Source organism: Galbibacter sp. (assembly GCF_048266365.1).
In the GTDB taxonomy this organism is placed as follows: domain Bacteria; phylum Bacteroidota; class Bacteroidia; order Flavobacteriales; family Flavobacteriaceae; genus Galbibacter.
This window is the reverse complement of sequence record NZ_JBLWZP010000007.1, coordinates 40,404-63,354: the sequence shown is the minus strand read 5'-3', so window position 1 is coordinate 63,354 and position 22,951 is coordinate 40,404. Positions and strand designations below refer to the sequence as shown.

Annotated in this window: 22 protein-coding genes; 7 read left to right on the top strand and 15 right to left on the bottom strand. The window is 37.8% G+C overall.

The annotated features are described in order from the left end of the window. Positions 1-3: 3 nt before the first annotated feature. The 5 genes from ACN0TV_RS11385 to ACN0TV_RS11365 form a co-directional block, all read right to left on the bottom strand. A complete protein-coding gene (locus tag ACN0TV_RS11385; protein ID WP_417363185.1) occupies positions 4-1,005 on the bottom strand; it encodes a vWA domain-containing protein in 1,002 nt (333 codons plus the stop codon). Further along, positions 1,005-2,621, bottom strand: a complete 1,617-nt coding sequence (locus ACN0TV_RS11380; RefSeq protein WP_417363039.1) for a hypothetical protein — start codon at positions 2,619-2,621, stop codon at positions 1,005-1,007. The genes ACN0TV_RS11385 and ACN0TV_RS11380 overlap by 1 nt, the downstream gene beginning before the upstream one ends. A gap of 114 nt (positions 2,622-2,735) precedes the next feature. Further along, positions 2,736-3,602 (bottom strand): DUF58 domain-containing protein, encoded by an 867-nt coding sequence (locus tag ACN0TV_RS11375; protein ID WP_417363038.1) that lies wholly within the window; start codon positions 3,600-3,602, stop codon positions 2,736-2,738. A gap of 69 nt (positions 3,603-3,671) precedes the next feature. Continuing rightward, positions 3,672-4,673 (bottom strand): AAA family ATPase, encoded by a 1,002-nt coding sequence (locus ACN0TV_RS11370; protein WP_417363037.1) that lies wholly within the window; start codon positions 4,671-4,673, stop codon positions 3,672-3,674. Between the two features lie 151 nt (positions 4,674-4,824). After that, on the bottom strand, positions 4,825-5,901 hold the full coding sequence (locus ACN0TV_RS11365) for a DUF4382 domain-containing protein (protein ID WP_417363036.1): 1,077 nt from the start codon (positions 5,899-5,901) through the stop codon (positions 4,825-4,827). Between the two features lie 273 nt (positions 5,902-6,174). Here ACN0TV_RS11365 and radA point away from each other — a divergent pair, with 273 nt between their 5' ends. After that, positions 6,175-7,539 carry a DNA repair protein RadA gene (gene radA, locus ACN0TV_RS11360; protein WP_417363035.1) on the top strand — a complete coding sequence of 455 codons (1,365 nt, stop codon included), beginning with the start codon at positions 6,175-6,177 and terminating at the stop codon, positions 7,537-7,539. 80 nt (positions 7,540-7,619) lie between these two features. On the opposite strand, the gene pckA is transcribed toward radA, so the two are convergent. Both pckA and ACN0TV_RS11350 read right to left on the bottom strand, forming a co-directional pair. Continuing rightward, a complete protein-coding gene (gene pckA, locus ACN0TV_RS11355) occupies positions 7,620-9,227 on the bottom strand; it encodes a phosphoenolpyruvate carboxykinase (ATP) (protein ID WP_417363034.1) in 1,608 nt (535 codons plus the stop codon). Positions 9,228-9,303: 76 nt separating this feature from the next. After that, positions 9,304-9,693, bottom strand: coding sequence for a DUF423 domain-containing protein (locus ACN0TV_RS11350; RefSeq protein ID WP_417363033.1), 390 nt, complete (start codon positions 9,691-9,693; stop codon positions 9,304-9,306). A 64-nt stretch (positions 9,694-9,757) separates the two neighbouring features. Between ACN0TV_RS11350 and ACN0TV_RS11345 the strand changes: the two genes are divergently transcribed. The 4 genes from ACN0TV_RS11345 to ACN0TV_RS11330 all read left to right on the top strand — a co-directional run bounded on the left by ACN0TV_RS11345 (position 9,758) and on the right by ACN0TV_RS11330 (position 14,037). Further along, a complete protein-coding gene (locus tag ACN0TV_RS11345; RefSeq protein ID WP_417363032.1) occupies positions 9,758-11,134 on the top strand; it encodes a saccharopine dehydrogenase family protein in 1,377 nt (458 codons plus the stop codon). Between the two features lie 75 nt (positions 11,135-11,209). Continuing rightward, entirely contained in the window at positions 11,210-11,968 is a 759-nt protein-coding gene (locus ACN0TV_RS11340; RefSeq protein WP_417363031.1) for an SDR family NAD(P)-dependent oxidoreductase, read from the top strand. Positions 11,969-12,063: 95 nt separating this feature from the next. Next, positions 12,064-13,200, top strand: a complete 1,137-nt coding sequence (locus ACN0TV_RS11335) for an ATP-binding protein (RefSeq protein ID WP_417363030.1) — start codon at positions 12,064-12,066, stop codon at positions 13,198-13,200. A 99-nt stretch (positions 13,201-13,299) separates the two neighbouring features. Further along, positions 13,300-14,037 (top strand): metallophosphoesterase family protein, encoded by a 738-nt coding sequence (locus tag ACN0TV_RS11330; RefSeq protein ID WP_417363029.1) that lies wholly within the window; start codon positions 13,300-13,302, stop codon positions 14,035-14,037. Between the two features lie 121 nt (positions 14,038-14,158). Here the strand turns inward: ACN0TV_RS11330 and ACN0TV_RS11325 are convergent, their stop codons facing one another. Together ACN0TV_RS11325 and ACN0TV_RS11320 are read right to left on the bottom strand one after the other, a co-directional pair. Beyond that, a complete protein-coding gene (locus tag ACN0TV_RS11325; protein ID WP_417363028.1) occupies positions 14,159-14,677 on the bottom strand; it encodes a hypothetical protein in 519 nt (172 codons plus the stop codon). A gap of 20 nt (positions 14,678-14,697) precedes the next feature. Further along, complete coding sequence (locus tag ACN0TV_RS11320; RefSeq protein ID WP_417363027.1) at positions 14,698-15,597, bottom strand: OmpA family protein; 900 nt, start codon at positions 15,595-15,597, stop codon at positions 14,698-14,700. 323 nt (positions 15,598-15,920) lie between these two features. On the opposite strand from ACN0TV_RS11320, the gene ACN0TV_RS11315 reads away from it, so the two are divergent. Beyond that, a complete protein-coding gene (locus ACN0TV_RS11315; RefSeq protein WP_417363026.1) occupies positions 15,921-16,910 on the top strand; it encodes an acyl-ACP desaturase in 990 nt (329 codons plus the stop codon). An 81-nt stretch (positions 16,911-16,991) separates the two neighbouring features. Here the strand turns inward: ACN0TV_RS11315 and ACN0TV_RS11310 are convergent, their stop codons facing one another. The 6 genes from ACN0TV_RS11310 to ACN0TV_RS11285 form a co-directional block, all read right to left on the bottom strand. Further along, a complete protein-coding gene (locus ACN0TV_RS11310) occupies positions 16,992-18,545 on the bottom strand; it encodes an aldehyde dehydrogenase family protein (RefSeq protein WP_417363025.1) in 1,554 nt (517 codons plus the stop codon). A 168-nt stretch (positions 18,546-18,713) separates the two neighbouring features. Next, positions 18,714-19,256, bottom strand: a complete 543-nt coding sequence (locus ACN0TV_RS11305) for a 3-hydroxyanthranilate 3,4-dioxygenase (RefSeq protein WP_417363024.1) — start codon at positions 19,254-19,256, stop codon at positions 18,714-18,716. Positions 19,257-19,432: 176 nt separating this feature from the next. Further along, positions 19,433-20,269: a hypothetical protein gene (locus ACN0TV_RS11300; protein WP_417363023.1), complete on the bottom strand. Its 837-nt coding sequence runs from the start codon at positions 20,267-20,269 to the stop codon at positions 19,433-19,435. Positions 20,270-20,398: 129 nt separating this feature from the next. Next, entirely contained in the window at positions 20,399-20,695 is a 297-nt protein-coding gene (locus ACN0TV_RS11295) for a GLPGLI family protein (RefSeq protein ID WP_417363184.1), read from the bottom strand. Positions 20,696-20,704: 9 nt separating this feature from the next. Further along, positions 20,705-21,139 carry a hypothetical protein gene (locus ACN0TV_RS11290; protein ID WP_417363022.1) on the bottom strand — a complete coding sequence of 145 codons (435 nt, stop codon included), beginning with the start codon at positions 21,137-21,139 and terminating at the stop codon, positions 20,705-20,707. 84 nt (positions 21,140-21,223) lie between these two features. Further along, on the bottom strand, positions 21,224-21,433 hold the full coding sequence (locus ACN0TV_RS11285) for a hypothetical protein (RefSeq protein ID WP_417363021.1): 210 nt from the start codon (positions 21,431-21,433) through the stop codon (positions 21,224-21,226). 438 nt (positions 21,434-21,871) lie between these two features. Here ACN0TV_RS11285 and ACN0TV_RS11280 point away from each other — a divergent pair, with 438 nt between their 5' ends. After that, entirely contained in the window at positions 21,872-22,924 is a 1,053-nt protein-coding gene (locus ACN0TV_RS11280; RefSeq protein ID WP_417363020.1) for an isoaspartyl peptidase/L-asparaginase family protein, read from the top strand. Positions 22,925-22,951 lie beyond the last annotated feature (27 nt).

The following is a 22,951-nucleotide window of genomic DNA, read 5'->3' as shown; positions in this document are numbered from 1 at the left end:
AATTTAAACTAAACTTCTAAAAACTGTATAACGCAATATGCTTTCTAATACCAATAAACCAACCGCAAAAAGAGCAAAGAATCTAAACTCTTCCTCGTAGTTATAGTATTTGATTTCTTCTATATCTGTTTTCTCTAATTTATTAATCTCTTCATAAATTTCAGAGAGCTTTTCATTATCCGTAGCCCTAAAATACACCCCACCGGTTTGCTCAGCAATATCCTTGAGAAGCTGTTCATCAATTTCCACCTTGCTCATTCCATATCTATAGCTTCCATCAGGGTTATAACCCACAGGTGTGAGTGCCATTCCATTGGTTCCTATTCCAATAGTGTAAGTTTTAATTCCGTATTCAACGGCTAATCCTGCGGCTGTTTCCGGTTCTATAAACCCTGAATTATTCACCCCGTCGGTCAAAAGTATAAGTACCTTACTTTTGGCCTTGCTGTCCTTAATTCTATTTACTGCTGTGGCAAGTCCCATTCCGATAGCTGTACCATCTTGCAATTGGCCATAGGTGATTTCTTTTAAGGATTTAAGTACAATGCTTTTATCACTGGTAATTGGGGTTTTTGTGAAGCTTTCCCCGGAATAAACCACAAGTCCAATACGATCGTTTACACGTTCTTTAATAAAAGTTGCTGCAACTTCTTTAAGTGCTACCAACCTATTTGGCTTCAAATCACGTGCCAACATACTAGAAGACACATCTATAGCCATCACAATATCAATACCACGTGTGGTTTTGGTCCTTGTAGACACATCCTCTCTTTGTGGCCTTGCCATTGCGGTAATTAGTGCAGCTAAGGCTAATAAACGCATCACAAATAACATAGGCTTAAGCTTTGTCAATATAGATGTTGTTCCTTTAAAGCCTCGAATACTGGAGATTTTAAGGGAAGCTGTCTGTTTTTTTCGTTTGAAAAAATACCATACCCCTACTATTGGAAGTAATAATAACAGCCAAAAGAACTCAGGGTTTACAAAGTCTACATTCTCAAACATCATTCACTTTGGGTTTTAAAATCTATTGAACTGGTTATCCTATCAACTATGGTATCAGCATAAGTGTCATTCTTCGGATAGACCATGGTAAGTTGCTGAAAACCTCCGCCTTGAACAAAACTCAAAATCATATAAGAGACATTTCTTATGGTCCCCCTTTCAGGATCCTCCAAGTTCAATGTTCCGAATACTTTATTACCTTCCTTACCAGTCGGGCTTACATATTCTTCTTGTTTAACAATCATGTTTCTAGCCCCTGCCTTTTCTACTCTTGCAATGGCCGATTCAATAGCTTTTTTTGCATCAAAATCACCTTCCTTTTTATAGGTTGCCACATTGAGCTGTATAAAAAAGTTTCCATGTATTTCACCGTAGGTATACCTTTGATTACTATGAGTGCCGACTGCGCCATTTTTATCAAGATCCTTCACCCGTTCTAAAACTTCCGGTGTTTCCACATACATGGAAGGATACCCATAAGAACTACCCACCCACTGACTTTCGAGTAGGGATTTGTTAGGGTGGCCAAGTACGTTATCCTTTATAGTGTCAAACCCGAAAATATAGGTCAACGCTCCCAGAGCAATTACCAAGACTCCGACCGAGACCAATATGGCTTTTTTAATTTGTTGTTTTTTCTTCCTTCTAGTCAAGTCTTCTACATAAGCCTCTTGCTGCATGAGTTCCTCTTCTGTTGGTTCAGGTAGGGCCTGTTTGGTTTTGACTACAATAGTTTCCACTGTTTTACGATCGCCGGCGACCATTGAATCATCTGGTCTTGATTTAGCAAATTTCACCAAATCAGCCGTTTTTAAAACTTTTTTAAATTGATCAATCGTATCGTTATCCAAATTTAAATTTCCAGAATCCCTCAGTAGTTCAATTTTGGTAATCAACTCATCCGTGGTACTTTCCATGGCGGAAATATGAGCATCCTCCTCCAAATAGTAGCGTACGATATTGGTAAGCTCGGTATAGTACTCTTTGTATTCTGATTGGATTATATATTTGGAGTCATCTAGTTTCTTTAGTTCCGCCAATGCTCTATCATATGGCGGTAATAACGCGATTTTCTCTTCTTCTGTTAAGGGTTTCTTTCTTATAACAAACCAGTAGATAACCAGCCCTATTAACCCAACAACCACTAAACCAATCAATACCCAGATCCACCAGTTGCCCATTGGTTTATCAACCACGGCTAAGGATTTGATATCAAACATCTTCTGTTTGGTCGTATCGACCACCACAGTATTAACCTGTATGGTCAAAGAATCTGTAAAGAACGGTTTTCCATCAATCATCAATTGCTGTTTAGGCAAGGTATAATGACCGGAATCAAATTGGGTTAAGGCATATTCCTTAATTAACTTTAACTTGTCTTGAATGATTACGCTGTCGATTGGCAGTTGTTCCACCATTTCCAAGGGTATAAAGGTTTGTCCATCGGGGAAGAAAACCTCAGCCGTACTATCTGCTGCAACCTCTATCTTAAAGTGTATTTGCTCTCCAATTTTAATTACGGTTGTATCCACTGAAGATGTTACCACCGGAGAGGATTGCGAAAAAACCAACCCATTGCCAAGCAGCAACACAAGGATAAAAACCCTTAATTTCAATACGAAGAATATTTTATTTAACACTAATTCAAACATTTCGATGTTATAAATTCTAATATTTTTATTTGTTGAAAACCACCTGATAAAGTCCACCCGGGCCTAGTCTTGTCCCAATTATCCTCTCCTCTTAAAATAACCCAACAATTTTTTCACATAACTCTCATCCACACTACTACTGATTACCCCGGCACCACTTTTACTAAAAGTATTTTGAAAGTAATCTACACGTTCCAAGTAGGAAGCAGCATATTGATTTCTGACTTGTTTGGATTTAGTATTGATCAGTCGTACTTCTCCTGTTTCGGCATCTTCCATTTGAACAAATCCAATATTAGGCATTTCTGCTTCTTTTTGGTCGTAAATCCGGATTCCGGTGATATCATGTTTGTTTGCCGCAATTTTAAGAGCCTGGTCGTAATTTGCATCCATAAAATCAGAGAGCATAAAGGCAATCACGCGTTTTTTACTCACCCCTGACATAAAGCGAAGTGCTTCGTCAATATTGGTTTTCTTATTTTGAGGTGTGAACTCTAAAAGCTCACGTATGATTCTCAGCACATGAAACCGTCCTTTTTTGGGTGGTATGTAAAGTTCAATTTTATCAGAAAATAAAATTAAACCGATTTTATCATTGTTATGCATGGCAGAAAATGCCAGGGTTGCGGAGATTTCAGTAATAATATCCTTTTTGAATTGCTTGGAGGTACCAAAGTTCTCAGATGCACTAACATCTACAAGCAACATCATGGTCAGCTCTCTTTCTTCTTCAAAAACTTTAATATAAGGCTCATTATATCTCGCAGTTACATTCCAGTCAATATTCCGTACATCATCACCAAACTGATAATTTCGAACTTCACTAAAGGTCATACCTCTCCCTTTAAATGTGGAGTGGTACTCTCCGCCAAAAACATGATCGCTCAGTCGACGCGTCTTTATTTCAATTTTTCTGACCTTTTTTAATAGTTCCTTAGTGTCCATTTGAATTTGAAAGATAAACTTAAAGTTCGTGTATCAATATAATTGTAAACTATGATGATAAGTTACTTTCTAAGGTACGTCTATCTCATTTACAATCTTATTGATAATATCTTCAGAAGTGATATTTTCAGCCTCAGCTTCATAGGTAATACCCACTCTGTGGCGTAAAACATCAAGAACTACAGCTCGAACATCCTCAGGAATCACATATCCTCTGCGTTTGATAAATGCGTAACACTTGGCAGCGGCAGCTAAATTAATACTACCCCTTGGTGAAGCTCCAAAGCTAATTAGTGGTTTTAATTCTTGAAGTTCATACTTTTCCGGGTATCGTGTTGCGAAAATGATATCTAAGATATACTTCTCTATCTTCTCATCCATATAAACTTCACGTACTGCGGATTGTGCTCTTAAAATCTGATCGATACTAACGACCTGATTCACTTCAGCAAATGAACCTTTAAGATTGGCTCTTATGATAAGTTGTTCTTCGTTGAATTTTGGGTAATCAATTACCGTCTTAAGCATAAAACGGTCAACCTGTGCCTCAGGTAGAGGATAAGTTCCTTCCTGCTCCACCGGGTTTTGAGTAGCCATAACCAAAAAAGGTTTGTCCAAGATAAAAGTTTCATCTCCAATGGTCACTTGTTTCTCCTGCATGGCCTCTAATAAGGCAGATTGTACCTTTGCAGGCGCCCTGTTAATCTCATCAGCCAAAACAAAATTGGCGAATATTGGCCCTTTCTTAATGGAAAAATCATTTTCCTTAATATTATATATCATAGTACCAACAACATCAGCCGGTAACAAATCCGGTGTAAACTGAATTCTACTAAAACTTCCGTGTACAGCCTTGGACAGTGTATTAATTGCTAAAGTTTTTGCCAGTCCCGGCACACCTTCCAAAAGTATGTGTCCTTGTCCAAGTAATCCGATTAACAATCTCTCAACCATGTGCTTTTGCCCAACTATGACTTTATTCATCTCCGTTGTCAATAAATCAATAAAAGCACTTTCTCTTTCTATTTTTTCATTAATTGCAGTAATATCTAAAGTAGTATTTTGCTCCATTTATGTTAATTTTTGTGGCATCAATATAACACCAACTATAATAGGATGCAAATTGAAAATTTATTTAGATTGACGCTGTTAACAATAGGTTAAAATATAAAGAGCAGCCCAAAGATTAGGCTGCTCTTAATAATATTTTGCAGTTTATTAACTATTCCAAGGTAATATCGCCAATAGCAGTAACTTCGTTATCTACTACAACGACTTCTGGAATTGTGTTAACTCCAAAGGCAGATCCTTCTGCAGAAGTTAATGTAAGTGTATAAGTTCCCGCAGGTATACCTTCTAAAGTAAAGGTGCCATCTTCAGCAACAGTAGTGCTTACTACTTCTTCTCCAACAGTTACAGAAGCGGTTACTTCAGCGTCTGCATTAAGAACAGTTCCGCTAATACTTCCACCTTCTACTGCAGCTTCTAATTCAGTTAAAGGAACCTCAGTGATTTCTCCATTTACAACAACTACGTCAGCAACTGTAGTAACTGCATATCCAGATTCAGCTTCAGGAGTTAAAGTAACTTCATAAGTTCCAGCAGGTACACCATATAGTGTATAAATACCTTCTGCACTTGTATAACTGCTAATAGTGTCATTGTCTGCAGTAATTACGGAGGCAACAGTTTGGAAATCCTGTGGATTAACTGATCCTGTGATTTGTCCGGAGTTTACTTCCCAACTTGCATTGATTACAGGTTTTAAGTTATAAGAACCAGACTCACCGGCCTTTACTACTGATTTATCAGCATCAAAATCTAAAACAATTGAATAGGTGAATCCGGCTTCCAATTCGGTATCATCTAAATGGATTTTCAATCCAGATTGTTGAGCACTCGGAGTAGCTAATGGAACTTCTTGTCCATCAATAACTACGTAGTTATTATCTCCTAAAACAAGTCTAATTTGATCTAACTCACCAGTAGGAAGTTCGTTATCAGCTAAAATAGCATGGTTACCACCTGTTAGTTTTAACAAGTCATATACACCCGTTTCAACATCAGTTAAACTTTCCCAACCATTTTCAGCTTCGTCTGTACGATTAATCATAACATCCTGAATGTCTACATTTACTTCCTCGTAGTCCCCAGGGGCATCTACAAGCAGTACTTGAACCTTAGCCGTTCCGTCTCCAGGTATGTTTGTATCGTTGTCATCGTCACTACAACTGCTCGCAATAAACAAAAGAGAAAATAGAATTAGTAGGCTACTTGATAATCCTTTTACAATTTTCATAAAATAGAATTTTTAGATATAAATTAATATACGTTTAATAAAAATGATTCTGTATATATACGCACATAATACGATTATTGGATTTTTAAGATCCCTAATCAAGTGATTCAATAGACGTATTCCACTTATTTATAGATCATTATAAAACCACCAAATTTTCTTTTTTCAAAGCTTAGATCCTTTTATTTTTACCTAAACCAGAACACAGAACCAAGGGTTAATGCCTTCGACAACTTTGAGTTAATTTGTACCTTTGTAATTCAAAACTCAAAGATGGCCAAACTTAAAACGACTTTTTATTGTCAGAATTGTGGTGCACAATCTGCCAAATGGCAAGGACAATGTTCTTCCTGTAAACAGTGGAACACACTAGTGGAAGAAATCATCCAAAAGGAGGGTGCTAAAACGGGTTGGAAACCTACAGATAGCTCTTCAAAACGACTTGCAAAACCACTTAGAGTGCATGAAATTGACGGTAGTAAAGAGATGCGAATGGTCACCGGAAGCGTAGAACTCGATCGTGTATTAGGTGGTGGAGTGGTTCCCGGTTCAGTGAGCTTACTAGGTGGAGAGCCTGGAATTGGAAAGAGTACCTTACTACTCCAAATTGCCCTAAAGCTTCCATTTAAAACCTTATATGTTTCCGGGGAAGAAAGCCAAAAACAAATTAAGATGCGCGCACAGCGTATTCACCCACAGAGTGAACACTGTTATATTCTAACAGAAACAAAAACTCAAAATATATTTAGACAGATAGAAGAAATGGATCCGGATATCCTTATTATAGATTCCATCCAAACGCTTCAAACAGATCATATAGAGTCTTCAGCAGGTAGTGTTAGTCAAATTAGAGAATGTACCTCCGAGCTTATCACTTTTGCTAAACAATCCAACACTCCGGTAATTCTTATTGGTCACATCACCAAAGACGGTCATATAGCAGGCCCAAAGATCCTAGAGCATATGGTGGACACGGTTTTACAATTTGAAGGAGACCGCAATCATGTTTACAGAATTTTACGAGCGCTTAAAAATCGATTTGGGTCGACCTCAGAATTAGGGATATACGAAATGTTGGGCAGCGGCTTAAGAGAGGTCACCAATCCTTCGGAACTACTAATATCCAAAACAGATGAGGAATTATCAGGCACAGCCATCGCAGCAACTTTAGAAGGAATGCGTCCTTTAATGGTAGAGATCCAAGCCTTGGTAAGTTCCGCTGTCTACGGGACACCTCAGCGAAGCACAACAGGCTATAATGCAAAACGACTCAATATGCTCCTAGCGGTTTTGGAAAAACGAGCAGGCTTCAGACTTGGTGCAAAGGATGTCTTTTTAAACATCACCGGAGGAATCTCTATCGATGATCCTGCCTTAGATCTTGCGGTAATTGCAGCGATACTTTCCAGCAATGAGGATATTGCATTGGAAAAAGACACTTGCTTTGCCGCTGAAGTAGGGTTGGCAGGTGAAATTAGGCCGGTGCAACGCGTGGAACAACGCATATTAGAAGCTGAAAAATTAGGTTTCACCCGTATTTTTGTATCTAAACAAAGTAAGATCACCCTTAAAAATACAGCGATTCAAATTCAGAAAGTGAGTAAAATTGAAGATGTAGTCGGCTTTTTATTTGGTTAAAAAAAGCCTCTGAATAAACAGAGGCCTTACTACTAACTATTTGGCAAGCTCGGGAGACACTTAACTCCCTTTATTTTGACTTATGCTGGACCACCACTGATGATACTGTGATCAGCATAAGCTTTGTATTTTTCAAAATTCTTATTAAACGCTTTAGCAAGCTCTTTGGCTTTGATCTCGTAGGTATCTTTATCTTCCCAAGTATTTTTAGGACATAAAACTTCACTTGGCACATTAGGACAATGCTTTGGATAGGCAATTAAAAATGTAGGGTGTATTGTATAGGTGTCACTTGAGTAATCTCCTAGACGCCCAGCCATAGCTTCCTGAATCATTGCCCTGGTATGCTTCAACTTCATACGTGTTCCTATACCATAAGGACCACCGGTCCACCCGGTATTGACTAACCAAACATTTACATTGGCGTCTTTTATTTTTTTACTTAACATCTCAGCATACACTGTAGGATGTAATGGCATAAAAGGAGCTCCAAAACAGGCTGAAAATGATGGGATCGGCTCGGTTACTCCGTCCTCAGTTCCAGCGATTTTAGCGGTATACCCAGAAATAAAATGGTAAGCCGCCTGCCCCGGGGTTAATTTAGAGATCGGCGGTAAAACTCCAAAAGCATCGGCTGTAAGAAAAAATATGTTTTTAGGATTGCTTCCTATAGAAGGAACCTGTATGTTTTTGATATGATCAATCGGATAGCTCACCCTTGTGTTTTGGGTAATACTTGTATCCGTATAATCAACCTCTCCATTTTTATCGACCAGGACATTTTCTAATAGAGCGCCTTTTGTAATTGCTCCAAAAATATCCGGTTCAATTTCCTCGGACAGATTAATAACCTTGGCGTAGCAACCACCTTCGAAATTAAATATGTGGTTATCTAAGGTCCATCCATGTTCATCGTCTCCTATGAGTTTTCGAGCAGGGTCAGCAGATAAAGTAGTTTTACCGGTCCCAGAGAGCCCGAAGAATATCGAGGTATCTCCATCCTTACCAACATTAGCACTACAGTGCATAGGAAGGGTATTTTTAAAAACAGGAAGTATAAAGTTAAGAGCGGAGAATATACCTTTCTTAATTTCTCCTGTATATCCTGTTCCTCCAATAAGTATCGTTTTCTTGGTGAAATTTATGATGGTAAAGTTTCCCTGACGTGTTCCATCTCTCTCAGCATCAGCTTCAAAACCTGGAGCGTTAACGATTAACCAATCTTCTTGAAAGTTCTCCAGTTCATCATCTGTAGGGCGCAGGAACATATTATAGACAAATAGGTTACACCAAGAATACTGGTTGATCACTCTTATGTTTATTTGGTGGTTTTTGTCAGCACATGCATAACAATCCCTAGCGTAAATTTCCTGATCCGATAGATAGGTTACCATTTTATCGTACAACGCATCAAATTTCTCGGGTAAAAAAGGTTGATTCACTTCTCCCCACCATACCTTATCATCGGTAATTTGATCCTTCACAATAAATCGATCCCTGGGAGCACGCCCTGTAAAAGTTCCAGTATTGACCGCCAAGGCACCTGAAGTGGTCTCCACGCCCATCTTCAAATCGATAGTGATTTCGTGTAAATCTTCAGGAATTAATTGATAATTTACCAAGGGGCTGTCGATTCCGTATTTTTTTAACGAAATCGTTTTCGTAACTAAAGTTTTTTCCTCAGTCATTGTGTTGTGTTTGTTGTTAGATTGCGCAACAAATGTATAAAAATAATCCAACTACAACGTTTGAGACTCTGTTTTTTTACACATTTCTTAGTTGAAAGAACTTATAGATAAGTACACCCCAAGCAGCAATCAGCAAAGCACCTCCTATAGGAGTAATAAATCCGATTTTCCTGAAATCGAAGCCTGATAGGTTATTTGTGGACAACCCATAGATGGATCCGGAAAAAAGAATAACTCCAGCAATTACCAAATACATTATCGTAGTTTTGGTCGAATTACTTAATAATGTGTTACCACCGACAAAAAGTAAAAGCAAAGCGTGATACATTTGATATCTCACACCCGTTTCAAATGTCTTTACAGCTTCGGAATCAACTAAATTTTTCAAACCATGAGCACCAAAAGCCCCTAAAACCACCGCCAGTGCACCCAAAATAGCGCCTGTAATTAAAATTCCTTTATTCATTTTATGTTTTTTTTGTTATAAATCTAACGTTTTAATACATTAGTGTGAAATTTAAACCAAAACTATGAGGACCATTCTTCTAATCGGTGCAGGAAAATCTACTTCCTATTTATTGCAGTATCTACTGCAGAATGCTGAAAAAGAAAAGTTACATATTCTCGTCGGGGACAAAGACCCGAACAATGCTATCAAGCTATTAAATAATCACCCATCCAGTACGGCCATAAAATTAGATATTTTTAATGAGGATCAGCGGGTGAATGCCATAAAAAAAGCTGATCTGGTGATTTCTATGTTACCTGCTCGATTTCATATTGAGGTAGCCAAAGATTGTCTTGCGCAGGGCAAGAATTTAGTCACGGCTTCCTATGTGAGTCCAGAGATGGAACAACTCGATCAACAGGTCAAAAACAAAGGCCTCATCTTTCTAAATGAGATAGGTGTGGATCCCGGCATTGATCATATGAGCGCCATGAAGGTGATCCATGATATTCGCGAAAAAGGTGGCAAAATGGTATTGTTTGAGTCTTTTACCGGTGGGCTTATTGCTCCGCAAAGCGATACTAATTTATGGAATTACAAATTTACTTGGAATCCGAGGAATGTTGTGGTCGCAGGACAAGGTGGTGCTGCGAAGTTTATTCAGGAAGGAAATTTCAAATACATTCCTTACAACAAACTCTTTAGAAGAACAGAGTTTCTGGACATTGAAGGCTATGGTAAATTTGAGGTGTATGCCAATAGGGATTCTTTAAAGTACCGAAACGCCTATGGCCTAGAAGATGTACTGACTTTATATAGAGGTACCATAAGAAGGGTTGGATTTTCAAAAGCGTGGAATATGTTTGTCCAGCTTGGTCTGACTGACGACAGCTACGTCTTAGACAATTCCGAGCACATGACATACAGAGCCTTTATCAATACGTTCTTACCGTACTCTCCAACGGATTCGGTGGAACTCAAACTACGGCATTATCTCAAAATAGATCAAGATGATATCATGTGGGGGAAACTAATCGAGTTGGATTTGTTTAATGATCAAAAGACACTGGGCATCGCAAACGCAACTCCTGCACAGGCCTTGCAAAGTATACTCGAGCAAAAATGGACACTAGATCAAGACGATAAGGACATGATCGTGATGTACCATAAATTTGGCTATCTACTCGAGGGCAAAAAGCATCAAATAGATTCAAGTATGGTAACCATTGGGCAGGACACCCGATATACTGCCATGGCAAAAACAGTAGGTTTACCACTGGGTATCGCTGCACTGAAGATTCTCAACAAGCAAATTACCACCGCAGGGGTGATCATACCGATTTTAAAAGATGTGTACGAGCCTATTCTCAAAGAATTGGAGGATCACGATATTGTATTTACCGAGAAGTCTGTTCCTTATTTAGGCTATAACCCTCAAAAGGAAGAAAGCACTATTTAAAATCTGTGCTCGAATAGTTATATTTTTCTCTAATACTTAACTTGCAATCACAAAACAATTAAATTTAAAACACGGATGCGTAAAACGGCTTTAATTACAGGTGCGAGTAGTGGTATTGGAAGAGCTACTGCCAGGCTATTTGCTTCTCAGGGTATTGATATAATCATTTGTGGTCGCCGTAAGGAACGCCTGCAAGAATTGCAACAAGAGCTGAGCACTCAGGTAGATGTACACATTCTCGCCTTTGATGTTCGTGATAAAGCTATGGTTTTCAAGGGTATTGCATCACTGCCAGAGCAATTTTCGAACATCGATATTCTGATTAACAATGCTGGAAATGCACATGGCCTTTCCCCTATAGATCAGGGTGATGTTGAGGATTGGGAAGCCATGATAGATATTAATGTAAAGGGATTATTGTACGTAAGTAAAGCCATTATCCCATCTATGATTGCTAACAAAGCAGGCCATATCATTAATATTGGCTCTACAGCTGCAAAAGAAGTATATCCTAATGGTAATGTATATTGCGCCAGTAAACATGCAGTAGATGCCTTAAACCAAGCCATGCGTATCGATTTACATCATCATGGTATTCGAGTTGGCGCCATACATCCAGGGCTGGTAGAAACTGAATTCAGTGAGGTTCGCTTTAAAGGTGATACTGAAAAAGCCGAAAAAGTGTACCAAGGCTACACCCCCCTAACCCCTGAGGATATTGCAGATATAATTTATTTTGCCGTGAGTCGACCGGCACATGTAAATATCGCGGATTTAATAGTGATGCCCAGGGATCAGGCCAGCAGTACGATCGTCAATAAAAAATTATCTTAAATTGAAGTTCCACTTCCTAAAAAATATTTAAATCGCTTTGTGCGTAAATCGTAACGTCCTATATTTAAGGGCAAAAGGAAACTCTTGCCACCACCATGATTAATAAACGACTTTTAATTAAAAATTTACTGGCTCACAATGATGAGAATAGTTTTTATGACAAGAAGAGGTTTATCAATATTGGGGACAAACAGGGCAAGGCAAAGTTTATCAAGCATATCTGCGCATTAGCGAACTCCAATCCTAAAAACAACTCCTATATAGTTATAGGTGTTGAGGATGAAGATAACAGCATTGTAGGTGTAGATTTTTTTGACGATAGTAAAATCCAAAACCTGGTTAACGCCTACATTCAAAACGCACCGCTGGTTGCTTATGAAAACATTCGTTTTCCGGATCTCCCAGAAGATAAGGTAGTAGGCCTTGTTACAATTCGTTCCTCCGGAAAGTTAGCCGCACTTCGAAAGAATATTTGGAAATACTGGGGAGGGACTGTCTTCTTTAGAGATGGTAGTATCAGCATGCCGAAGGTGTTTGATATAGAGATCAAAGACACCAATTCATACATAGTCGGTGAAATTGAGCAACACGCGAAAAACAATATAGAACTCACCTTAGATGGGGTAATTGATTTTGTGGTCAATCGCCATGCAGAGCTTAATCCAAAATACAAGGTTTTTAAAGAGCAGTTTATCGTCTGTTGGGCAGGGATTGAAAAGAAGATAGGAGCTAAAATCTTTTATTCCAGAGTAGATATTGAACTCATCAACGAACAGGTGAAGCTTTTTTATTCGGCTCTGGATGATGTGCAAATTGAGATTGATGAACACCGTTTTGCAATCACCGAATATGTACAGCTGGGTCTCAATAACAACAAAAAGCTTTATCCCTTAGAAAAGGTGGAAATTCAATTTAACGACAATGGTTCCTACAAAATAGATAGCATCTTGATATTTGATCCACCACAGTACGATCGAAAGATGTTATATCATATTTTCAACACCAATAACACCATATTGGAAAAACTCAAGAAGAACCTCCCTCTGAGTACTCAGGACAAAAAAGATCTTAAAAACATGCCCGCAACGCATCTGATTTGTTACTTAAACGGCTTTAGTGGTGCAAAGCAAATGTTAGAAGACTACCGCGAATTCGTTAAAGTCTATGACCGCGACACCTATATCTCTTTAAAAGAGGCCTTACGAGTTCTTCGTAAAGTTCAGTATGCATAGGGAAGGTTGATTTGTTTTCTGTATTTTTTATAAATTCTTAAGGCGGTTTCTCGTCTAAACCGTAAATTCCCCTGAAATTAAAAATTAGATTTGATTATAATGTCTAAACAAAAAAGAACCTTTGTTATAGGTGATATACATGGTGCAAACAAAGCCCTCACACAAGTATTAAAGCGCGCTGAGGTAAAACCCGAAGATACCCTAATTTTTTTGGGAGATTACGTAGATGGATGGAGTGAGTCACCACAGGTTATCAATACACTAATTCAATTAAACCAATCCAACAATTGTGTCTTTATAAAAGGGAATCACGATGCCCTGTTTTTAGAATGGCAACGCTCTAGAAAACACAACGAAAATTGGTTGATACACGGAGGGCAAGCAACCTTAGATGCGTATGATAAAATTGACAGAACTACCTTAAAGATACACCTTCGCTTTTTTGAAAATCTAAATCATTACTACCTAGATGATCAAAAGCGATTGTTCGTACATGCCGGGTTTTCAAATGTAAACGGTGTTTCCAATGAGTATTTCCCGGAGATGGTCTATTGGGATCGCTCGCTATGGGAAATGGTGCTCGCTATGGATAAATCCTTAAGCGAAGAGGATGCATTTTACCCACAACGACTCAAACACTATTCTGAAATCTACATCGGTCATACCCCCACAATCCGAATTGGAGAAACCACTCCTGTTCAAATGGATAGAGTGTGGAACATGGATACAGGGGCGGCCTATAAAAGCCCACTTACCATTATGAATGTAGACACTAAAGAATATTGGCAGAGTGATAATGCAAACACCCTTTATCCTGATGAAATAGGTAGAAACTGAACGACTTCTCCCTCTATATCATAGATTATAGAGGGAGAACTTCGCAATTTTTAGTTAAAAAGGACATCATTTACAAAATAATGCCCTTTTCAAAATTGGTTGGTTAGTCTATCTTAAAATCTTATTTTCCTCCGTCAAGTGTGTTTTGCCAGTTCTTTAACTCTTCCCATAGGCCATTATTAGCCATCTCAGCTTGTTTAGGCCAGGTATCTGGCTTGTGTATTTCAAAGGCTTTTCCTCCTGATCTTAGTATTTCCTGGCAGCGCAATACTGTGGTTGTGGAGAGATCCTTCCAAGTATTAATACCATTGTTGTGAAATAGTTCTGCTATTTTTGGACCTATACCTTCTACAATTTTAAGGTCATCTTGTTTGACTTTTTTTCCAAATACAGCCTTAACCTTGGCAGCGTCGAATGGTAATACACTTCCCGATGCTCCTTTCTCCTTCTGTACTCTCAATGATTTTCGACACTCAGCCAATTGCCCTTCCAAATCAGCATACTTTTCCCTCCACTTAACAGCTTCTGAGTTATCAACTTTTGTAACCTTTTTCGTCGCTGCGGACTGTCTCCCCAATAAATACCCCAATATGGCGCAAATGATACCGACAATTAAAGGGATTATAAAACACCAGTTCATATTATAAATTTTTTAATTGATTAATTCACGGTTATAACAATTCTTCTATTTTGAGATCTTCCTTGCTCGGTTTCATTTTCTGCAATTGGTTCATCCTGACCTTTGGATACAGTCTGTATCCGAATTGGAGTAACACCATTAGTAACAAGGTAGTCTTTAATAAAACTTGCACGTTTTTTACCCAGTACAAGGTTTCCTTCGGGAGTACCGGTGTTATCCGTATGTCCTTCCACCAATATTGAAACATGATCAACCTTGTCCAATGCCCTAACAATGTCGAGGTACTTCTCTCTTTGTTCTTGGGTTAATTGGATTGTGCTTTTTCCAGAATCAAAATGCAAAACTATGGGATTCTGTTTGATTGCATCCACAACAGCCTGGGCGTCTTTAATGTTGGCGTTTTCCGTTATAGCAACAGATACTGGCCCTTCTATTATACTATCTTTCGTTGATAACAATCCTCCTTTTACAGCTCCGTGTATATTTAATTTTTTGGAAGATACCCCTAAAGAAAGTAGGTAATTCTTCACCGCATTCGCTCTTGCTAAACCGAGATTAGGGAAGGCAGATTTGTTTTCTTCTGCAGGATCATAATAACCCGTGATATCTACAAATTTATTGTTCTGATTTCCGATATACGATTTAAGCGAAGTGACTCCTTGATCAATTTCAGGTGATACGGGTCTTTTTATAATAAAATTTGAAATATCGAAATTGAAATTATTGTCTGATTGATACTCAAAATCCCCGGTATTATCACTGATTATAAATGGATTATTCCCAGTGGCAACCTTTTCGGTTAAAGTTCCATTATCTTCTTCAACCCCAGTGGTATCGGATATTTCACAGCAAAGGATCCAGTTGAAAAAGCTCCCCAATAGTATCGAAAGTACTATCCCTACAAGATAAGCATATTTCATATGTATATGGTTGGTTTGTAAAACATTACATTCAAAATTAGTTAAATTATCCTAAATTCCTATTTAATGTTCAAAAAACTTTAACACTTTGAACTCTTAAGGCTGTTGTATAAAGAGTTTTAGGGATTATTTTTGTACCTTTAATATTATCACAAATAGCTTTTATAGTTCTATACAGAATTCTATCTTAGCCAAAATTACTGGTACTTACGGCTATGTTGCCTGTGGTTAACTATTTAAGGCAGGATTTTTGAGGAAAGTACGGTACTATAAATCGCTCTTTATTATAAGAGCAGGTTTACGAAGAATTAAAATAAAATATTATGTCACTACATAACATTAGATTAGAAGTAATGAAAACCATGGAAAAGAGGATTGACTCTTTTCTAGAGGAATATTTAATACCTGTGGAAAAAATATGGCAACCCACTGATTTCTTGCCGAATTCTCAAGGAGATAATTTCTTTGAGGAAGTTCGCCAGTTAAGAGGGGAAGCTAAAGAATTGGGATATGATTTTTGGGTGGTTCTTGTTGGAGACACTATTACAGAGGAAGCTCTCCCTACTTATGAGTCTTGGCTTATGGATGTAGAAGGAGTTGACCAACACGCTAACAACGGTTGGGCAAAATGGGTAAAACAATGGTCATCTGAAGAGAACAGACACGGTGATGTACTTAACAAATATCTCTATTTGGCAGGTCGTGTGAATATGAAAGAAATTGAAAAGACCACACAGCACCTTATAGCAGATGGATTTGATGCGGGAACTGACCGCGATCCTTATAAGAACTTTGTTTACACATCTTTCCAGGAGCTGGCCACCAATATCTCTCATAAAAGAGTAGGCCAATTGGCTAAGAAAAGTGGGAGTAAAATGCTATCCAAAATGTGTAATGTGATTGCAGGTGATGAAATGAGACACCATTTGGCGTATCGTGAGTTTGTGAAAATAATTCTAGAATATGATCCAAATGAAATGCTCATTGCCTTTGCGCAAATGATGAAGCAGAAAATTGTTATGCCTGCTCAATTTGTTCGTGAAGCAGGTGAACCTATCGGGAGTGCTTTCGAGAATTTCTCTAACGCAGCTCAACGACTTGGCGTTTATACCGCCTTAGATTATGTAGATATTCTTGAGCGTTTAAACCAGTATTGGGAGATTGACAAACTTAGAGAACTAAATGATCAGGGTGAAAAATCAAGAGATTATCTGATGAAACTTCCTGAGCGATTAAGAAGAATCTCAACTAGAATAGCCACACCGGTAGATCAACATATTTTTAAATGGGTTGAACCAAACGGGGTCCTTTGATAAAGCAATAGTATCAATTCAATTATATAAACAAACTGCTGTGAAAAATCTAATTCACAGCAGTTTGTTGTTTAATCCCCCTTACAAATCAAATTTTATTCCTTGGGCAAGCGGTATTGTAGTTGTATAATTAATGGTGTTGGTTTGCCTTCTCATATATACCTTCCAAGCATCAGATCCGCTTTCACGTCCGCCACCGGTTTCCTTTTCTCCACCGAAAGCTCCTCCAATCTCAGCTCCGCTGGTACCTATATTAACATTGGCAATACCACAATCAGACCCCTGATGTGATAAAAACAATTCAGCTTCTCGAAGATTATTAGTCATAATAGCTGAAGATAGACCCTGCACAACCCCATTTTGTATGGCAATAGCATTTTCTAGATCACCATCGTATTTTATCAAATACAGAATTGGCGCAAAGGTTTCTTGTTGTACAATTTCAAAATCATTGGAGGCCTCCACCAATGCAGGCTTAACATAGCATCCACTTTCATATGCAGGTCCTTCCAACCTTCCGCTATCTGTAAGTACTACTCCGCCTTGTTCCTTCGCTTTTTCCAAAGCATTCAGATACATCTTCACTGCATCAGTATCAATTAACGGTCCCACGTGATTTGATTCATCGAGAGGATCCCCAATCTTCAATTGTACATAGGCTTCAATTAAAGCATCCTTCACCTGTTGGTAAACCTTTTGATGGACAATCAATCTTCTTGTTGAAGTACAACGCTGACCACAGGTTCCAACTGCACCAAACACAGCTCCAACAACGGTCATTTTAATATCAGCATCAGGAGTGACGATTATAGCATTATTTCCGCCAAGTTCCAATAGGGATTTACCCAATCTACTCGCAACGGTTTGTGCAACAATCTTGCCCATACGGGTAGAACCCGTTGCTGATATTAAAGGAATGCGGGTATCTTTAGTGAGTAACTCACCTACCCGAGCATCACCGGTTATTAAACATGATATTCCTTCAGGAAGCTCGTTATCACTCAAAACTTGAGTTAGTAATTTTTGACAAGCTATTGCAGTTAAAGGTGTCTTTTCTGAAGGTTTCCATACACACACATCTCCGCAAACAAGTGCCAATGCCGTATTCCATGACCAAACGGCAACCGGGAAATTAAAAGCAGAAATAATACCTACAACTCCAAGTGGATGCCATTGTTCATACATACGATGCCCCGGGCGTTCGGAGTGCATGGTCAAACCGTGTAACTGTCTAGAGAGTCCTACAGCAAAGTCACAAATGTCAATCATCTCTTGTACCTCACCCAGACCTTCTTGGAACGATTTACCCATTTCATAGGATACCAATTCTCCCAATGCTGTTTTATATGCTCTGAGTTGATCTGCAAACTGACGGACTATTTCTCCACGTTGTGGTGCGGGTACTTTTTTCCACTCCTGATAAGCAGAAACAGCGGTATTAATCACCTTGTTGTAATCACCCTCGTTTGTGGTCTGAATTCTAGCCATCAATTTCCCGTCAACCGGAGATAAAACATCAATCCAATCTCCATTGGAAAACCACTGTTTACCAGTAGAACTCCCTTTGTTTTCTCCTGCTACGCCGAGCTTTTCAAGAACTTTATGATGTGAGGACTCTTTTGTTTGAATTGTCATTTTTATAACTTTTTTGATTCAATTTGTTTGATTTGACACCAATATAGGGATTCTTTCAGAAAATCGATAAAAGTAAGTGTCTAAATTTATGAATGGCCGACTCTAAAAGAAAAAAATGGGTAAAAAAACTAGTGTCTAATACCCATTATCTTTTTTAAGCAGCACCTATTACTGTTGATCTGTAACGAAACGTGCATCTACCGGCATTACAGACCCACATTGGTCACAATTGCGAGCAGATTCGTCATTATAAAATTCATTAAAGTGCTTTAGAAAATCCTTTTCAATATCGTTCAATGGAAAATACACCTCATGCAGTTTGTGATTGCAATTGTCACAATACCAAATCAAGCCATCTTCGATATCCAGATCTATTCGCTTGCGTTCAATGACTAAACCTATGGATCCTTCTTCTCGTTCAGGGCAATGCGGGACCTTTGCAGGGTTGAGATACATATCTCCGGGGCCGAGTTCCATCGTTCTCTTTTTACCATCTTCTTGTATGTGCACCCTTATGTGACCTTCCAACTGATAAAACAATTCTTCGGTTTCATTATAGTGGTAATCCTTACGAGCATTTGGACCCGCTACTACCATTACTATATAATCACCAGCATCCTGATACAAATTTTTATTCCCCACCGGGGGTTTTAACAAGTCTCTATTTTCTTCTAGCCATCGCTGTAAGTTAAAAGGAGGTCTAATCGCCATAGTTTATATTTTTTAACATCTAAAGTTAAACATCTTCACTCAAGAAATAAAAAAAGTTGAACATTTTAATCAATTGTAGATTCAATTACCAAATACGACACGTTTATAAAAAGGATCTTTAGCCGTGTCATAGCATAGACTGTTCTTTGGTCTTCTATTAATTTTATACTGTGCTTTTAAAGATTATAGGCAATAGAAAGCATGATAATTCTTGGCAAGATAAAGGTTTTAGTATCTGAAATGATATAAGAATTGAAGCTGTGCTTATTTTTAAATTCCACATCAAATACGTTTTGAACCTCTATTTCAAAGCTCCAAGCACTGCTATCCTTTTTATAAAACAAAGAAGCATTGGCTAATTTATAATTGTTCTTTTGATTGAAGGATTTGTTAATATAGGTATAGGAGCTGTAATCAAATGAAAAAATGAATCCCTTTAAAAATTCATAGTCAATATTAAAATAGGGTTCACTCGTTATAAATTCAGTCTTATCTTCGCTGAGGGTATAATTACCGGTGTTTTGTTTAAAGCCCACCTCTATAGTGGGAAAATTATCGATCAAGGTTTTGGCATTTACAGTATAGGAAAAGGTATTGTTTTTATTGGTTTGGTTTACAGTATTGAGTTGTTGGAGGTATTTTAAATTATTATAACTCAATAACACTCCAAAGTTAATATCATGAATTTTCTTTTTAACACTTCCAAGAACTGTCCAACGACTCTCAGGATCATCTACTAGAATTGGGGATAATTGTTGATTGACCCCGGAATACTCAACATTTTCAACAATCCCTTCCGTTTTTTTAATATAACGCGCTGTTAAATAAAGCCTTATACCTTTGTAACAGCTATATTTAGAATAGCGCAAACTGATATTGTGAAACAATTCATTTTTTAAATTTTCGTTACCTCGGTAAACTGTGTTATAGGACTGTAAATAGTACTTATTTGTATATGTAGAAGTCTTGGAGAAGGAGGTGGATTTTTCATAGCCAAATGTTATTTTATTCAATCGATCAAGCTCCGCTTCTATAGAGAGGTTGGGTAACAAAACCAGATGATCTTTCTCGAGGGTGTTTTTGTAAACATATACTATTTAAAAGTAGGAAGAATACGCTTGTTTTATAGGAGTCAAAACAGTTTATCCTCCATATTCCTTTTTTCTTGCCTCTGTTACTTCTTTAATCCTATTGTTAGCTTCTTCATTCGTAATCAGTTTTTTACCTTCCCCTATTCTTTTTATTTTAATATGCTTATCGTCAGGATTTAAATTAATCTTTGTTGCGGTTAATGTAAATTTATCACGCTCAATTTGCATAATTAACCCTGGTAGCCCATTGTAATATTTAGGCCCAAAACTTACCGGAATTTCTGGGGTAAACCATGCCACAACTCTCCTATTGTAATAAAACCCCTGCCTGCTAAATAGATTTTCAATAGCAGTTGCTTAATAACATGTATATTTACCAAGCTTTTTAGTTTCTTGGGATATTTCCCAATTTATAGGTTTATGGAGTATGTACCCAATAGTACTTTCCGTAATAATACTGTCTTTCTTTGTGTAAAATGAATTTCCACCTGCTTTACTTCCCACATCATATGGATTTTCAGATAATTTAGGCTCCATATAATAATATGATTCTTCTCCTTTAATGTTCAATGTATATTCATCAGGAGTAGCATTTAAATGTCCATCTGCTACAATCTGCTTGATATGCATTGAAACCTCTTTTTTGGATTCTATAGCTGTAATAAAACTATCTACATATTTCCGATTCAACATTCCTTTATACCTTACTATCCCAGAAATATCTTGAGTGTACACATTAGAAATAACAACCATAGCACAGGCAAACAATACCGTTTTTAATAGTTTTTTCATTCTTATCAATTTAATGTTGAAAATAGTTCCTGCCAGACTTTACAATTCAAAAATCTATCTTTCACAGGAACTATTTTAAATTAATTAGCAACCCGATCTAGTCATACACTCGTCAAAACCATTGTGGTCATCGGGGTATAAACCATCACATTCAGTAAAAATCAACTGACATGCTTGCTGTTCCTTAACAACTATTTTCTCAGATGTTGATTTTAAGTTTTCTTCATTGGAAGACATGGCAGTCAATCCAAAAAGAAATATAGTTCCAAGGATAAATGTTTTTAGAATTTTCATAATTTAAATGTATTGGGGCGGTATTATATAACCGACTGGTTAAACAATTAATTCAGTCTATTTCTCAGTCTTCAGTTGGGCATTCAGTCTTTTAATAAAAAAATCGGCGCCGATTTCGTTGCAACTAAAAAACCAAATAGAGTATGCTTGGACTGAATAAAAAAGCACAACTATATGATTTATGTTCGCTAAATGTGAAATAAAAATTTTAAAATATAAAATTAAACATCAATTATATACGATTTATGAATGATAAAAAACAGAATTACCACTACTTATACCGGTTTTTCTTCTATTTTTAACCTTTGCAACTAAAAATCGGAGACTTTGAGTTCAAGTAACATGTACCTGAGTTTGATTTTACAGATTTTATTGCAGAGATCGCTCTAAAAACGTTAAATTTAGTATCTTAAACTGCTAAACCATTTCTTTTCCGTGATGAAAAAAAATATCTTTTTCCTATGCATCAGCCTATTATTGTGCGCCTGCAACAAAGGAAACAATCCATCCAACTCTGCGGATCAAGTTCAAATCCAAATTGAAAAAGAAACATTAGCCATCGTGATTCACGCAGGTGCAGGCACAATTCTAAAGGAGAACATTTCTGACTCCATGGAATTGGCCTATAAAACGGTATTGGAAAAATCAGTTCGCAGTGGTTATGAAATATTGGAAAATGGCGGGACAAGCTTGGATGCGGTGGAAACTTCTATTAGAATTCTGGAAGATTCCCCATTGTTTAATGCCGGGAAAGGTGCTGTTTTCACCAATGCTGGCACAAACGAACTCGACGCTTCCATTATGGAAGGAAAAACTAAAAATGCGGGTGCCGTTGCCGGGGTAACCACCGTTAAAAACCCAATTACTTTAGCACGAGCCGTTATGGAGCAGTCTGAACATGTAATGATGGCTAGAAAAGGTGCTGAAACCTTTGCTAAAGAAGTCGGGCTGACCTTAGTGGATCCAGAATACTTCTATACCGAAAGTCGGATGAAAGCTTTAAAGCGTGCACAGCATAGGGATAGTGCTTCAAAAACTAGTTATTATGACCCCTTTGCAAAGGATGAAAAATTCGGAACCGTAGGCTGTGTTGCTCTGGATAAAAGTGGTAACATCGCAGCAGGAACCTCAACAGGAGGAATGACCAATAAGCGATGGGGACGCATAGGCGATTCTCCTATTATTGGAGCAGGCACCTATGCCAACAATTCAACCTGTGGAATCTCAGCTACAGGTTGGGGTGAATTCTTTATTCGCGGGGTGATTGCCTACGACATTTCTGCAATGATGGAGTATGCTGGTCTCAGTCTACAAGAAGCAGCAAATAAAGTCATTCATGAAAAGCTGCCTGAAATGGGAGGTGATGGCGGAATTATAGGAATCGATCAAAAGGGGAATATTGCAACAGTATTTAATACCTCCGGAATGTTCAGAGCAAGCATCGATAAAACAGGTACATTATCCATTGAATTATACAGTGAAGATCAGTAGATCAACATCATAACACCGAATTTAAAA